The organism is Amphibacillus cookii, from assembly GCF_016908375.1.
GTDB lineage: Bacteria > Bacillota > Bacilli > Bacillales > Amphibacillaceae > Amphibacillus_C > Amphibacillus_C cookii.
The window spans coordinates 98,482-114,463 of record NZ_JAFBDS010000007.1; the positions used below are offsets into that span (position 1 = coordinate 98,482).

13 protein-coding genes are annotated in these 15,982 nt (G+C 35.2%); 10 read left to right on the forward strand and 3 right to left on the reverse strand.

Annotated features, from left to right (window positions below):
• The first annotated feature begins 15 nt into the window (after nt 1-15).
• The 10 genes from JOE23_RS11260 to JOE23_RS11305 all read left to right on the forward strand — a co-directional run bounded on the left by JOE23_RS11260 (nt 16) and on the right by JOE23_RS11305 (nt 12,124).
• Nucleotides 16-555 (forward strand): SMI1/KNR4 family protein, encoded by a 540-nt coding sequence (locus JOE23_RS11260; protein ID WP_204438460.1) that lies wholly within the window; start codon nt 16-18, stop codon nt 553-555.
• A 239-nt stretch (nt 556-794) separates the two neighbouring features.
• The gene (locus tag JOE23_RS11265; RefSeq protein WP_204438461.1) at nt 795-1,415 is read left to right on the forward strand and encodes a hypothetical protein; all 621 of its coding nucleotides are present in this window, start codon (nt 795-797) and stop codon (nt 1,413-1,415) included.
• A gap of 131 nt (nt 1,416-1,546) precedes the next feature.
• On the forward strand, nt 1,547-1,684 hold the full coding sequence (locus JOE23_RS11270) for a hypothetical protein (RefSeq protein WP_239585388.1): 138 nt from the start codon (nt 1,547-1,549) through the stop codon (nt 1,682-1,684).
• Nucleotides 1,685-1,820: 136 nt separating this feature from the next.
• The gene (locus JOE23_RS17930; RefSeq protein WP_239585389.1) at nt 1,821-2,573 is read left to right on the forward strand and encodes a TNT domain-containing protein; all 753 of its coding nucleotides are present in this window, start codon (nt 1,821-1,823) and stop codon (nt 2,571-2,573) included.
• Nucleotides 2,574-2,588: 15 nt separating this feature from the next.
• Nucleotides 2,589-3,209: a hypothetical protein gene (locus JOE23_RS11280; RefSeq protein WP_204438463.1), complete on the forward strand. Its 621-nt coding sequence runs from the start codon at nt 2,589-2,591 to the stop codon at nt 3,207-3,209.
• A gap of 747 nt (nt 3,210-3,956) precedes the next feature.
• Nucleotides 3,957-5,972, forward strand: coding sequence for a methyl-accepting chemotaxis protein (locus JOE23_RS11285; protein ID WP_204438465.1), 2,016 nt, complete (start codon nt 3,957-3,959; stop codon nt 5,970-5,972).
• A gap of 317 nt (nt 5,973-6,289) precedes the next feature.
• On the forward strand, nt 6,290-7,672 hold the full coding sequence (locus JOE23_RS11290) for a family 4 glycosyl hydrolase (RefSeq protein WP_204438467.1): 1,383 nt from the start codon (nt 6,290-6,292) through the stop codon (nt 7,670-7,672).
• 109 nt (nt 7,673-7,781) lie between these two features.
• Nucleotides 7,782-9,659 carry a beta-glucoside-specific PTS transporter subunit IIABC gene (locus JOE23_RS11295; RefSeq protein WP_204438469.1) on the forward strand — a complete coding sequence of 626 codons (1,878 nt, stop codon included), beginning with the start codon at nt 7,782-7,784 and terminating at the stop codon, nt 9,657-9,659.
• Nucleotides 9,656-10,828, forward strand: coding sequence for a mandelate racemase/muconate lactonizing enzyme family protein (locus tag JOE23_RS11300; RefSeq protein ID WP_204438471.1), 1,173 nt, complete (start codon nt 9,656-9,658; stop codon nt 10,826-10,828). The genes JOE23_RS11295 and JOE23_RS11300 overlap by 4 nt, the downstream gene beginning before the upstream one ends.
• A 333-nt stretch (nt 10,829-11,161) precedes the next feature.
• Nucleotides 11,162-12,124: a LacI family DNA-binding transcriptional regulator gene (locus tag JOE23_RS11305; RefSeq protein ID WP_204438473.1), complete on the forward strand. Its 963-nt coding sequence runs from the start codon at nt 11,162-11,164 to the stop codon at nt 12,122-12,124.
• A gap of 626 nt (nt 12,125-12,750) precedes the next feature.
• Here the strand turns inward: JOE23_RS11305 and JOE23_RS11310 are convergent.
• The 3 genes from JOE23_RS11310 to JOE23_RS11320 form a co-directional block, all read right to left on the reverse strand.
• On the reverse strand, nt 12,751-13,695 hold the full coding sequence (locus JOE23_RS11310; RefSeq protein ID WP_204438475.1) for a formylglycine-generating enzyme family protein: 945 nt from the start codon (nt 13,693-13,695) through the stop codon (nt 12,751-12,753).
• A gap of 94 nt (nt 13,696-13,789) precedes the next feature.
• Nucleotides 13,790-15,043, reverse strand: a complete 1,254-nt coding sequence (locus tag JOE23_RS11315) for an anaerobic sulfatase maturase (protein WP_204438477.1) — start codon at nt 15,041-15,043, stop codon at nt 13,790-13,792.
• 144 nt (nt 15,044-15,187) lie between these two features.
• On the reverse strand, nt 15,188-15,982 hold the full coding sequence (locus JOE23_RS11320) for a sulfite exporter TauE/SafE family protein (protein WP_204438479.1): 795 nt from the start codon (nt 15,980-15,982) through the stop codon (nt 15,188-15,190).

Genomic DNA, 15,982 nt, shown 5'->3' on the forward strand with positions numbered 1-15,982 from the left:
TAACGGAGGTGTATTATGATTAATATAGTTTCAAATAAAGGATTTAATGAAAATGAATTAATTGCATTTTCTGAAAAGATTGGTTACGAGTTACCAAATGATTATATTGAATTTTTACGACATCATAATGGTGGCTATGTGAAAAATAGCATTAGTACTTATTATAAAAATGGAGAGCAAAAGTTTATTTTGACATCTATGTTTGGATTAGGGTCAGACGATGATTTAATAAACCAATTTGAAACATATAAAAATAGAATACCTAATACTTGTATTCCAATAGGAAGAGATGCAGGTGGGAATTTGGTATGTTTAAATCTATCAGAAGTTAAATATGGATATGTTTACTTTTGGGATCATGAAGAAGAATTTAAATATGAAGAAGGAAAAATAGCTATTAACGATTTGTATTTTATTGCAGATTCATTTAAAGAGTTTTTAAATTCTATTGAGAGAGATAGCATAAAGGAATCAGAAGTAGAAGGATATGAAGTGAAAAAAGTTTGGGTAGACCCAGATTTTCTAAAAGAGTTAGAAAACAACTCCGACAAATAGAGTTTTGAACTATTAATAAACGGTTATCTTTTGGGATAGCCGTTTATTTTAGATTTTTATTCATTTTTTATAAAAATAAAGGGATTATATTTTAGGAACAAAGTAAACGATGTTATTTATGAAATTCAATACTCATGGTGGTTAAACCATCATGGAGTATCATTTTAATACTTGGATTGGCTGACAAGAACGAGAATTAGGCGAGTTGACATTTTATATGGCAGGGATAGTGATAAAAGTTGATTGGAAAATTCCAAAAAATCCTTGATAGTAACAAATATTCAATTATTGAAAAGGATAATTCTACAAAAATTTACCCTGTAGATAATAACTTAGTGATACCTGATCAGCACGTTAATATACAAAAATATGATTCGAAATATTTCATTTTTTTGGTATCAAGAAATGAAAAAAAACAAGTAGCCGAGATAAATGTTGAAGATATTGATTTTTCTATAGCAATAGCAATAGCAATAGTTATATGCAAAAGTAATTTTGAACAACCCTGTCAGGATTTAGCCTTTATAAGGAAAATTCGCGAGCTAATTAATAATAATGAGCTAGACAATGTAGAGAAATTACTTAAACAAGAAATTAACAATGATTTTTTTTCGATAGAAAATCATAAAGAGAATAATATTAATCTTTATAGAAATGGCGATACAGCAAGTGTATATTATAATAAAAATTATATTGTTAAAGAAGTTAAATTGAGCAGGGCTTATGTTGTTTTATACAATTATGTGAAATTACTTGAGGAATTTGAACCCATATATAAAGAGCTTACTAATTATTTGAGGGTCAATAAGAACAATGATTATTTTGAGTTGCGGAAATACTATGTTTTTGGAGGAATTTGATTAAAGTTCTGAGTTTTTGTAATACCGAATAATTCAAATACTAAGAAAAAAGCAAAAGAAGTTATTAAAAAGTTTAAAGAACATTGTGAATTTCAGTTACAATAGAGGTAGTATAGGTTGTGGTCTATTATATGGGAAATATGATTGAATTAAAAAACAGCCAAGAATGGTATGATAAAGCGGATATGGATGTTTTTTGCCAAGAACTACAAGAACAGTTGGAATTGAGAATACCTGATAAATTTTTAGGGCATTATGGTTGGAAATAAAGAAAATGGAGCGAGGAGAACCTAAACATTAGACTTTAGGTTCTCTGTATTTGTGTACAATAAGTGTTAACATTAGGATAAGTCTGATGAACTTGAAAAGCTCTTGATTTTGGGTACACACCTTGGTAAACAAACAATGCAGAAAATCGGCAATATGAACCTAATCAGCGGTTCCAACAACACATTCCGCTCGTTTGGTCAAAAACAAAGTGGTCTGCAGAGATGGCTCGGCAACCGTCAAGTCCAACCCGCCTTCGCAGGTAATGTTCCAGACGTGCCGATGCGTGTGATGGATAGTGGGCATATTAACAATATGGTGAAAAAAGCAACGCCGAATACAGTAAGTACAAAGAAAATAACCACTTCCTTTGCGGAACAAATGAGTCCTCAAGATGCGAAGAGGTATAATCAATTTTGGGATTATGCTGAAAGTGGCATAAGAGTTGAGGATCGTGTTAAATTAAGTGGCTGGGATTACAAACCAAGTGGAGAATTGTATACAAAATATAAACCTGTTTATGATAACCCAAAATATTATGATCAGATCAACGGACAAATTCATTGGCCAGCAAATGATGGGTTTGAAGGTGTGATTCATCAAAGAAAGACAAGTATTGGGGAAATCTTTGATAGATTCGGTGAACCTGGGGGTGAATTTTTAGCCATAGAAGGTACACCATATGGTCAGCGTGCTCTAGCTCCGCATAGTGAGTTAGCAGTTTATCATAAATATAAAGTTAGAAAACCATTTCAAGTTTTGGAAGGTAAAACAGCCCCATGGTTCGAACAACCCGGTGGTGGGGTACAATTATATGGCATAGATAATCAAGGGAATATTCTTTCTGTTGATGAGTTGATTAAAGGAAAATATTTGGTTGAAATAAATTAAAAGGGAAGATGCCTTATGTTCGAAAAATTAAAGAATAATCTTGATGATCAATTTTTTGCTTGTTTTAAAAAAGATGACGAAAAAATTGAAATAATGAGATACCTATCAAATACTTCAATGCTAGATCCTGAAGTGAGTCTATACATGAAACGTAAAAATGACCAATTTTTAATATATAAAATAAATCGTAATCGCCATAAATTGATTGCCACTCTTGAAAGTGAATCAATATCTTATTTTTACTTATATTTTTTGGCAATGTTGAGTGTAGAAGATGAACTAAATCCTAGACCTTCAGAGGCAGATTTTGAAGATAATGTGAGTGTAGAATATGTCAAGAGAATTTTCAATGAATTTCTTGATAGAGAGTTATACGAGATTTTCTCAATGAAAAATGAAGCATTATGTTTAAGTGAAGAATCTGAAAATTATGTTGTTTATTATGTTGATAGAGAAGGAAATAAATTTACTATAAGTGATGATAACTATTCATTTGGTTTGGGAGTTTCTGTATTATTTAATTATGTATGGGATTTTATGTGGCTAAAGAAGCTTTCAAGAGAATGGAACTTGAATATTCATGAGAGTGATAAAGATTATGAGAAGATAGTAAAAAATGTAATGGGAGTAGATTAATTGATATTGGCTAATAAAGAAAGGCTACACATGGTATAGTAAAAATTCTATAGCACATCTATCAAAGTACTTTTAGATAACGGCACTAATGCTTTTAATAAAATTATAGGTGATTCAGTTTTGTTAAGTAGGAATAGTCAGAATAAAGATGAGTAGAGTACGGTAGCAATCATAAAGTGGTAGCTACCGTCTTTTCGATACCAAAAATCTTAATTAAGAGAATATGCCAAACATCGGCAAATACCACGGCAAACAATGCAGAAAATCAGCAATATAAACCTAACTAGCGGTTCAAACAACAGGTTTAGGTCGTTCGGTGAAAAACAAAGTGGTCTACAGAGATGGCTTGGCAATCGCCAAGTTCAACCCGCCTTCGCCTCATAAAGTCTTCATCATCACTTGCTAGCCCGGGTGAGTATCGAGAAATACATGAAGAAATGAATAAAATAGCATAAAAAACAGAGCAGGTTTACTGCTCTGAAACAAGTCTAACTTTCGGGTTCGTTTTATACCATTCTTTGCTTCAAAATATTACTATGTGACGAGATGAATGGTGTCATTTTTCACTATGTATTAGTGCTATAAAAAGGTATAGTAATATTATCTGACAAAAAACGTCGTTTAACTTCATTATTAATGGAAGTGTGCTCGTTTATCGCATTACATAAGGTTTGATAAACATTGTGCACTAAAAGCTATCGTTTTTTGGGATAAATGTTCCATACTACATCACTGAGGAGTGACACAATGAATATCATTCGAAATATTAAGAAGTTTTTTGGTACCCTGAAGTTTAAATTTATGCTAAGTATGCTGTGCCTCGCACTTATTCCACTTCTATGTTTAGCCGTTTTGCAATCAAGTCAGTTTAGTTCTTTTTTACAAAATAATATTAAGACGCAACAGACAGAACTGGCTGAGATGAATAGGAATTCATTGAGCGATTGGCTTGACAACAAGGCACTGCAACTTTCAAACAATCTTGATGCGCATCCGGAGTTTCAAGAGATGGACTTCGACTATATAGATTCCGTTCTGGATTATTTGCAAATAAGTGATTCAGATGTAGAACTTTCAAGCGTTGTCAACAAGGATGGCAATATCCGTACCCCTGGTATCAATTTGAAGGATAGAGATTATTTCCAGGAGGCCGCTGAAACGAAAGAATACGCAGTGAGTGATATCATTGTAAATGCGGAAACGGGAAGCGAGCAAATCGTTGTTGCTGTACCTGTACTTGATCAAGATGATAATTTTAATGGTGTCATTGCCAGCTTTGTCGGGCTGGATGTGCTTTCTGATACTATAGGAAAAATTCAAATTGCCGATACCGGATTTGGTTTTTTATTATCGGCAAATGGTGATTTCATCTATCATCCCGATCAGGAAATCAGAGGTCAGAATTATAACGATCTTGATTTAAACGAGGAAACATTTCAAGCTTTTGAGGGAGAAATATTAGCGAAAGATACTGGGCACGTGACCTATACAGATAACTTAGGGGATGAGAAGATTGCAACATTTTCCACTGTCGGTCAATCTGGATGGAAAGTCGTAGTAACGGCGCCTACCGACGAAGTGTATGCAGAAGTTAATGCTATGACTCGTTTATCAACGCTTTTTATATCAGCTGCGATCTTGCTTGTCATTGCCTCGGCCTTTTTTGTAGCGAATTTTCTTTCCAAACCGATTACACAGGTATCTAAACATTTAAATATACTTGCGAATGCTGATTTTACGCATGAAGTGCCTGAAAAGCTTATGAAAAGGAAAGATGAGATTGGTGATCTCGTAAATGCTACAGACAAAATGCAAGATTCATTACTTGATGTTATAAAAAGTGTTTCAGATGCAACGGATCATTTGTCAAGGAATAGTGAAGATTTAACGCATTCAGCAAACGAAGTGACAGAAGGAAGCAAGCAAATAGCAACAACCATGCAGGAGCTTTCTTCGGGAGCAGAATCACAAGCAAATACCTCCGGAACAATATCTGAATTAATGGAAAGCTTTGTTGAGAAGGTAACTGTGGCTAGTAATCATACACTACAGATGAGTAAAGAGTCCCAAGGTATTATTGAACAAACCGAACAAGGGCAAGAATCAATGGGAGAATCCGTAGCCCAAATGGATATGATCTATCGGATAGTAGAAGATGCAGTAGAAAAAGTAGGAAGACTTGATCAACAGTCAAAAGAAATTTCAAAACTAGTCGAAGTGATTCAAGGGATTGCAGAGCAAACAAATTTGCTTGCGCTCAATGCAGCTATTGAAGCCGCACGAGCAGGTGACCATGGCAAAGGATTTGCAGTAGTGGCAAATGAAGTTCGTAAGTTAGCTGAAGAGGTGACCTCTTCAGTTGGTGACATTACAAACATTGTTACTGGTATTCAGAAAGAATCAAATGATGTAATGAACTCGCTTCAAAATGGTTATCAAGTAGTGGAACAAGGCTCAAAACAAATAGCTGTCACGGGTGAAAAGTTTACAGGGATTAATCAAGCTGTAAGTGATATGGTAACCAAGTTTCAAAGTATATCTACCCATTTAACTAAAATTGTAGGGGATAGTGAAAAAATGAATCAATCAATTGTAGAAATTGCATCTGTTTCAGAAGAGTCAGCTGCTGGTACTGAACAAACAGCTGCTTCCTCGGAACAATTACTAGGCTCAATGGAAGAAGTGACACAAAGTGCTGATCAACTAGCTCAACTCGCAGAAGATCTATCAAAGAAGGTTAGTCACTTCAAAATATCAGAATAATTATAGAAGTTTTTTAATAGATGTTACCCCGCACATGGTTTTTATAAACAAAGGTGCGGGGTTTTTGATCTATAAATTAGAAAATAAAATCGATATTTGAAACATCTTCGTGTAGTCTTAAATCTTCTTTGGACTTCAGCAATATTTCACTTAGTCTTTGATTGGCTCCTACAGCATGTTGATAGTTTGTAAGTAAGGTTGATGGACTTGCTTTAATTGATACATATTTTGTGAAAAAAATTTTTAAAAAACGTTATTGACATGGGAACGTTCCCACAAATTATAGTGATTTTAGAAACAAACAGGAGGTTAAAATCGTGAATAAAGACAGCTTGAAAATTGTTACAATTGGCGGAGGTTCGAGCTACACCCCTGAATTAATTGAAGGGTTTATTAATCGTAGAAATCAGCTGCCAATTAGCGAAATATGGCTAGTGGATATCGAAGAGGGGAAAGAAAAGCTTGAAATTGTTGGTGCCATGGCTCAAAGAATGGTTGAAGCAGCTGGTCTAAACTGGAAGATTCATATGACTTTGGATAAGAAAGAGGCCTTAAAAGGAGCGGATTTTGTTACTACCCAGTTCAGAGTAGGATTATTACAATCTCGCATAAAAGATGAGAGAATCCCCAACTCCTACGGCATGTTAGGGCAAGAAACGAATGGTGCAGGTGGAATTTTTAAAGCGTTTAGAACCATACCGGTCATTTTAGATATCGTAGAAGACATGAAGAAATTATGTCCAGATGCTTGGTTGGTAAATTTCACAAATCCAAGTGGAATGATTACAGAAGCGATTATGACGTACGGGAAATGGGATAAAGTTATCGGACTATGTAATGTTCCAGTTATGGCTATGATGAGTGAAGCTGAATTAATTGATAAGAATTTAGAAGAGTTGACCTACAAATTTGCAGGAATAGATCATTTTCACTGGCATCGAGTTTGGGATGATCAGGGAAAAGAAATCACGCAAGAAATCATTGGGAAAATGGCTCAAGGAGAAGATGCCGGACTACCTAAAAACATTTTTGATGTCCCTTTTTTCAAAGAACAATTAGATGAAATGAATTTGATACCTTGTGGGTACCATAGATATTATTACCATGAGGAAGAGATGCTTGAACACAATTTAAAAGAATTTAGTAATAATGGAACTCGAGGACAACAAGTTGCTGAACTAGAAGAACAGTTATTCGAGTTATACAAGGATCCAAACTTAGATTATAAACCAAAACAGCTGGCAGAAAGAGGTGGAGCTTACTATAGTGATGCTGCCTGTGAATCTATTGCATCTATTTATGGAAATACAAAAAAGCACATGGTTGTATTAACTAAGAATGATGGTGCGATTCCTGATTTGCCTATTGATCATGTCGTAGAGGTTTCATCACTGATTGGTTCTTCCGGAGCGATCCCACTAACATTCGGCCCTTTTGAACCTGCTGAAAGGGGATGGATTCAATTGATGAAAAATATGGAGCTGGTCACGATCCAAGCAGCTGTGACAGGAGACTATGGATTAGCACTTCAAGCATTTTTAATGAATCCTTTGATTCTAAGTGGTCAGAAGGCTAAGCATTTATTAGATGAAATGTTAGTTGCAAATAAAAAGTACTTACCTCAGTTCTCTGAGAAAATCAAAGAACTAGAAAACAAAGGCGTATTTGTAAAGGATGCGATTGTAGCCAAGCTTCCTTAGAAATTGAGAACTAAAATAGTAATTACAGGCTTGTCAATGATACTCCATATTGTTTCAGGCCTGTAATTATCAATAAAGTAGAAAAAAATTATATAAAGGGTGATTTGCTTTGAAACAAGAAGATATTTCCAAGTTGATAATTGAAGGTGTTGGCGGGCATGATAATATTGTTGAACTATATCACTGTATGACACGGTTAAGATTTATAATCAAAGATGATTCAAAATTTAACAGTAGTAAATTGAAAGCGGTACCAGGTGTTATAAATACCATAAAGTCAGGTAAAGAGTATCAGATTATTATTGGAGCAGAAGTAGATAAATATTATAATAACTTGATTGCTCACGGTGTTAAGACTTCTGAAGGGAGTTCTGAGATTACTCAACATGCACAAGCAAAAGAACCGTTCAGCATAAAAAATGTGTTCAAAACTGGAATAAATACATTGGTTGGGATCATGGCTCCTATTATTCCACTCATTATCGCAGGTGGGATGGTAAAAGTTCTGCTGGCCTTATTGGTAATTTTCGGTGTCAGTGCTGAATCTCAAAGTTATCAATTACTTGACATGATCTCTGACGCCCCATTTTACTTTTTACCTTTCTTTATAGCTAATAGCGCAGCAAATAAGTTTAAAACAAGCTCATTTATGGCTATGGTTATGGCAGGAGTTTTACTACATCCTATTTTTATAGAGTTAGTTGCAAGCGGTTCTGATATTTCGTTACTCGGATTGCCTGTTTATTCCGTTTCTTATCGATCTACAGTTATCCCAATTATTTTAGTCGTCTGGATAATGAGCTATGTAGAGCGTGTTGTTGAAAGATTTACGCCAAATCTAATAAAAACGATGTTAAGACCAGTACTAATTTTATTAATTACAGCTCCAATTGCATTAATTGTTATTGGTCCTTTGGGAGCATACATTGGCGAAGGTATTTACTTCATCATTGAAAGGTTGAATACTTACGCTCCGTGGACTGTTCCGACAATAATGGGAATATTTTCTCCGCTTCTTGTTATGATGGGCATGCATTTATCAATTACGCCATTTGCCATTTTGTCAGTATCCAATTTAGGATATGAAACTTTGATGGGACCTGGAATGTTAGGAAGTAATATAGCGCAAGGTGGAGCAGCACTTGCTGTAGGGCTAAAAAGTAAGAATTTAGCAAAAAAAGAAATTGCTCTATCTGCTTCAATTACAGCTCTATCAGGAATTACAGAACCTGCATTATATGGGGTTACTTTGAAATATAAGAGAACACTTGCAATTGTCATGATTTCAGGAGGAATTGCTGGGCTATACGCAGGGTTAACAGGTGTGGTCAGATATGCTTTTGCTTCAGCGGGTTTCCTATCACTGCCTGTATTTATAGGAGATGATCCAAGAAATTTTATTAATGCATTAATTACTGCAATTATAGCACTGGTACTGTCCTTTGTTTTAACATATTTATTTGTAAAAATAGATAAAGAAGAGACATTAACAACTGATAAATCTGAGAAAAAAGTAAAAGAAGAAATCAAAAACGTAGTAGATGGTATAATGGTTCCGTTAACCGAAGTGAATGATGAAGCTTTTGCTTCTGGAAGTATGGGGAGCGGTATAGGTATATGTCCAAGAGAGGGAAAGATTTATGCTCCTGTAAATGGTAGAGTCTCAATGATTTATCCAACAGGTCATGCTATTGGGGTCGTTAGCAATGATGGTACTGAAATTTTGATTCATATCGGCATTGATACTGTTAAACTGGGGGGCACTGGTTTCAAATTACTTGTTGAAAAAGATGAGACGGTTAAAGCTGGAGATCAACTAGTGGAAGTAGACTTAGACTATTTAAAAGAGAAAGGTTTTGATGATACAGTTATTGTTTTAGTTTTGAACGCAAATAAAGAAAATGTTGGCGTAACAGATAAAAAATCATTATCAAGTGATGATAGTATTTTGCAAATTACTAATAATTTCGGAGGCGATGTTGTATGAAAATTACAGATATTGAAATATTTTGTGCTGATTATGATACCCATGCACCTAATGTACCCATTTTCATCAGAATAAATACTGACGAAGGGATTAGTGGGTACGGAGAAGCAGGACTGGCATATGGAAACAGTAAAAATGCGGCAATTGGTCAGTTAAAAGATTTTTCACAAATGATTATTGGAGAAAATCCCAATAATATTGAAAAAATATGGGATCAATTCTATAAGGAAACGTTTTGGGGGCTTGGAGGAGGTACCGTTATCTTCTCAGCGATTAGTGCCATTGACATTGCGCTTTGGGATATTAAAGGAAAGGCACTGAATGTCCCTGTATATGAACTGTTGGGTGGAAAAACTAGGGACAAAATCAGAACCTATGCGAGTCAAACACAGTTTGGCTGGGATAAAAACACTAAGCCATTAGGGGGAGTTTCTGAGTATGCTGAGGCAGCTTCCAAGGCTGTTGCTGAAGGATTCAATGCAATCAAAGTTGATCCGTTACAACGAGACATTAATGGCAATAAAAATTACAGAAATGATGGAATGTTATCAAATGAAAAATTGAAGCTTTGTAAAGAACGAATGTCAGCTATTCGGACAGCAGTCGGGGAGGATGTTGATATTATTCTTGAATTACATGCTAAAACAGATATTAACTCAGCAATACAAATTATCAAATTAGTCGAAGATTATAACATCTATTATTTAGAGGAACCTTGTGGTCCGCTTAATCCACAGTTGATGAAACAACTGAAAAATAAGACAGCAATCCCATTAGCTTCAGGTGAACGTATATATTCAAGGTATGGCTTCAGACCATTTATTGAAGAGCGTAGCTTAGATGTTATTCAGCCCGATTTAGCTAATAGTGGTGGAATATCAGAAGTGAAAAAAATATGTGATATGGCAAGAGTCTATGATATTTTAGTCCAACCACATGTTTGTGGGGGACCTATTTCTAACGCCGCTGCTATACAGGTTGCTGCCGTAATACCCAATTTTTTAATTCATGAATACCATGTTGGGAATCTAAGTGATTTTACGCAGAGTTTAGGGAAATATAGTGATAAACCGATAAATGGATACATTGAAATCTCTGATCGACCAGGAATCGGTCAAGAAGTACCAGAAGATATTCTAGATAAGTGCAATAAAGTATTAGTAAATTAATTTTGAAGAACTGTGACCTAAGGCTTGTATAGTCTTAGGTCATTTCTAGATTGATGAGTTAAAAATTAGATTGGTTAAAAGAATAACCAATTTCAAATCAATATGAAATAGAGTAAAATGAATTTAAACACTAAAAGAATGAATTTTTTTATAAAACGAACCTTCAATCAGTGAGCGTTTTCGCTCTTCACTCAATGATGGGTCGTTGAGTGAATGAATTAGGACATTAGCCTCCGTAACCCCCACCTTTGAAGGGGGGTTACGGACGGTCATTTGTGATAAATCTTTGTTGTTTTTAATTTGAATGAAAGTCACATTCAACGGAGGTTAATTATGGTAACTATTATAGATATAGCAAAATTGTCTAAAACATCCAAATCTACTGTGTCTAGAGTTATCAGTGGAAATGGCTATGTTAGTTTAGAAACTAGAGAAAAGGTCTTAAAAGCTGTTAAGGAATTAGGATATGTCCCAAATCATATTGCCAGACAGTTGAAATATCAGCGAACAAATACAATCGGATTCTTAGTTAATGACTATTATCCATCTGTTGGAGACTTTATCCATTACTTTGTTAAAATAGCCGAAAAATATGATTATCGAGTAAATGTTTACTTCAAAAAGACTGAGCAAGAAGAGTTAGAAATACTTAATCTAATGATGATGAGATTATTAGATGGCGTCTTTTTGCTTGAAAAAAGAAGTAGCTGGAAAAAAATACTTCCGTATGCAGAATTCGGCCCCATATCAACTTGGAGGAGAATCGATTCTAAAAAGATTTACTCCTCTTATATTGATCATTATCCGATTTATCTTCAAATATTAGAATATATCTACTCGAAAAATACACATAAGGTAGGACACATTTTTAATGATAAAAATAATTCAAACACTCAAGCTCGCTTGAAAGCCATCAAAACCTTCGAGAAAAATCATAATACAGATAATTATTGGAAAATTTTTTACTCTTTTCAAATAAATGCAGGAGTAGATGCGGCAGAAAAATGGATATCTTTAGGGGATAAAGCTCCTAAAACGATCGTCATATATTCTGACTATGTAGCAACAGAATTTATATCTACTATTAAAAAAAATGGATTTAAAGTTCCTGAAGACTGTGAAGTAATAGGGTTTGATAATTCAAATTTTGGACAATTGATGAATATTACGACTGTTGACACTTACCTGGAGAAGCAAGCTAAAAATGCCTTTCATTATATATATAATGAATTGAATATTGTAAAACTGGATTACGAAGAAATTGAACCTAAGCTAATTATTAGAGAAACCTGCTAAAAATAGAGGTCTTTTGTCTTAATTTGGCGAACAACAATCGAGTAGGAGGGAGCGATTAACTCCCGTCCTCTCACACCGCCGTACGTATCGTTCGGTATACGGCGGTTTCATTTAAGTCCAACGTGCAGTCTCATATCTACCAAATAGACTTTTAAGAACTTGGTTTGGCCAGTATTTATCATCAAGCGCTTGACTTAATATCGGACGACGTCAGTCCACCAATAGCTTTTCCTTGTATTTGCCCATTCTCTGGTTCAATCCAACACCGAATCGGATTACGATTCTTCATTTTGATTTTAGAATGGACTCATGTACGTCAAACTCAATTCCCAACGGTCATACCGCGTCCTTAAACAACGTGTTTAACGACATTTAACTCCAGTTTATGGAGTTTAAAACATCTAATTTAAAGAACAGAGAGAAAAGGATATGAAATAATGCTAAATGCAAATTTTGTATGACACAAATGCTAAAAATAAATTTTATTTTTAGCATTTACTGATTGGTAGAAATTTAAAAAGAGGAATAACGAAGGCGTGAAAGAAGAATTAATTCTTACTTCGATACACTCCACTAATCCTAGTAGATTGTGGAGCGTATAGCATCAGTGTGCTTGAAGGCATGACTTAATCGATCCTCGAGTCTTTAACACAACGAAATCCCATATTGCTTGACGAACTATCTATGGTATTTGATGTTCTTGCGGCAACCCGATAACGATTGCAATAGGAATGATGGCATAAGTAAGAGCCTCCACGGGTTACGCGACTATTTTTTCTTCGTAAATCTCGTTTGCCATTTATGGTGAATTGATCTGAGCACCATTCCCATACATTCCCTGACATATTGAAAAGGCCGTAGCCATTAGGTGGAAATGACTTTGCTGGTGCGGTTGTAAGGTAGCCATCTTCTTCTGTATTGTGATAAGGAAACTCACCTTGCCATATATTACAATAATGCTCACCATTTGGTGTTAACTCATCTCCCCAGGGGTATCTTTTTTGGACTAAGCCACCACGAGCTGCGTATTCCCATTCCTTTTCTTGCGGCAATCTTTTTCCAGCCCAATTTGCAAAGGCATGTGCGTCATTCCATGAGACGTGAACAACGGGGTGATCTAATCGATTTTCTATTGAGCTTCCTTTTCCTTCTGGTTGATACCAATAAGCTTCCATGACAGCATACCACCATGCTAATCCAGGAAGTTTTCTAACAGAGGGAGCACTTTTGTTCTTAATAAGTGCATCGAATACAAACGACCAGCCGTATTTTTCAGCATCTGTTTGATAGCCAGTCTCTTCAATAAAGATAGCAAACTCTTTATTTGTTACTGTGTGTGAATCAATTAAGAATGTATCCACAACTTCAGTATGGATGGGACCCTCGCCGTCGTCAGGGAAACCATCAGCATCGTCCGTACCCATTAAAAATGCCCCTGCTGGAATCTCAATTAATTTATCGGAAAATTTTGTGTCTGTAGCGGGTTGAATAATTGTTTTTTTATGGCCTTCTAATTCAACATTAAGCATTTGACGAGAAGCACTGCAGCATGGTTTTTGATCATTAGGCATTGTTCATTTCCCCTTTTCTTCTCTTTGCTAGAAAGTTCTTTAATACTGTAGCATTGAACTGTTTATAATTAGCAGAGTGGCTACATTTCCAGCTTCAGTTTTTTCTACTTACTAGTAAGGTCTCACAGCATGTACTAAACGCTTTAGCGCTACCACATATGCAGGGCTCAGATTTTAATGGTAAAGGATAACCGGCATGAATTAAAGCAAGTAATTTTTCTCGTTTAATTCGATTGGCAAGTGATTGTAGACGTTGATCAGCATAACGATAAATCTGTTGATAGCTTTCACAGAAATATTCAACACCAACTTCATTGTTTTCTTTGAGTCGATTTCTAGGACACCCGCCATGACATAAATGTAAAAATTCACATCCTTGACATTGCTTGGGCAATAGGGGCTTTTCTTTTAAAAACTTATCCATATTAGTGTGTGTTGCAATTTCTTTAAAGCTGTTCACCTTAATATTCCCCAATAGATAATGGTCATCAATATAAAAATCACAAGGGTAAGCATTTCCGTTTTGCTCAAATACAATGGTTCTAGGACATGTTTCTTGATGGACACAGTGTTCAGGCGTGTGATTTAAATAGGCGGTTAATAAGTTATCGAAGAATCGTATTGAGAGCATTGGATAACCATCATTATACCAATAATCAAAAATTTCACACAGGAAATCCCCGTATTCTTTTGCTGTAATTAAAAATACGCCAGGTTGATCTAAATGTTGTGCCTTAAAGTCCATACAAGGAATAAATTGCACATGAGTAAAGCCCATGTCCCGATAAAATGCCATTAACGTATGACCACGAAGAACATTGTTTTCATGAATGACTGTCAGAATGTTAAATTCCACACCAGCGCTTTGCAAATAATTCACGCCACGCATTACCAGATCAAAACTAGGATGACCTGATCTTGTTACTCTTCGTTGATCATGAATTTCTTTTGGTCCATCTAAACTAATGCCAATAAAAAACTGATGTTCAGCAAAGAAATCAGCCCAATGCTGGTTAATTAAGGTGCCATTGGTTTGAATAGAGTTTTTCGCTCTTTTATATTTCGTGCTATATTTTTTTTGAAAGGAAACAACTTGTTCAAAAAAATCAATCCCTGCAAGTAGTGGTTCACCACCTTGCCAAACGAAATTGACTAAACCATGTGACATTTCCATATACTCTTTAATAAACTTTTCTAACGTAATGGAATCAATCTGAGTTGCTTTACCTGTTCTCCCTTCACAGGTACTATAATAGCAGTAGTCGCATGCCAGATTGCACGATTCAGACACTGTTTTCCACATCACACTTGTTATCTTAACGTGGTCTTTTAATGAATGGATTGTCATCTTTGTTTCCCTCCCTGTGGCAAGTACTTTTCGAAAAAGGTTAAGCCATTTAATAACCCTGACTTCCCTCGGATGTTAGTGTTTAAATCGGTCTACAGGTCACTATGCACTATGCTCACATTTACAATGAAATAGGAACGATTGCTAACTTGTTTGGAACTGAATAAATTGAAAAATATTAATAAGATTAATAACAATAATGATGATAATCACTGTGTTAAAGATATACTCAACATGAAGGCTTGATAATCGTTCAGATAACCTAGAACCTACGATCCCTCCAACTATACCACCTAGAACCATAACGGGTAACATGCTTAAATCGTATAGAAGGATATCATCTGTTAGTAGAGTGATTATGATTGCTGACAGCTGTGAAAAAAAGATGATAAAGATAGAATGATAAGCAGCTTGTTTGGTGTTCATGGAAAAAAGCCAACCAAGGATAGCGACATTAAGTGGTCCACCGCCAATGCCTATAAATGCAGAAATGACACCTAGCGCTAAGCCAACCGAAAAAATTACGAGTTTGTTCTTTATTTGATAAGTTTTAACATACAAACGGAATTTGATAAAAAGAACAATGATAAGTAAAATGCCAATTAATAAAATCGATTGGATAAGACCTACTATTCTAGTGGGTAACAGATGATTTACTAGAATAGTAAATAGTCCTTTTCCAATAAAGCCACCAGCTATGGAACCAAATGCAATCATTAGGCTTTGTTTTTTCTCAATTTTTATGGTTCTTTTCTTTGTACGGAGCAAAGATACGGAAGCCATAGAAAAAACGGTCACGGCTGAAAGGAAACCGATTAGTTCCAAGCTTGATTGCCCCCAGAAATCTAGGACGGGCTTGATAATAATACCTCCACCAAGACCAGCTGCTGCACCTAAAACAGTCGCTATAAAGCCAATCAAGAAATATATAAGATACAT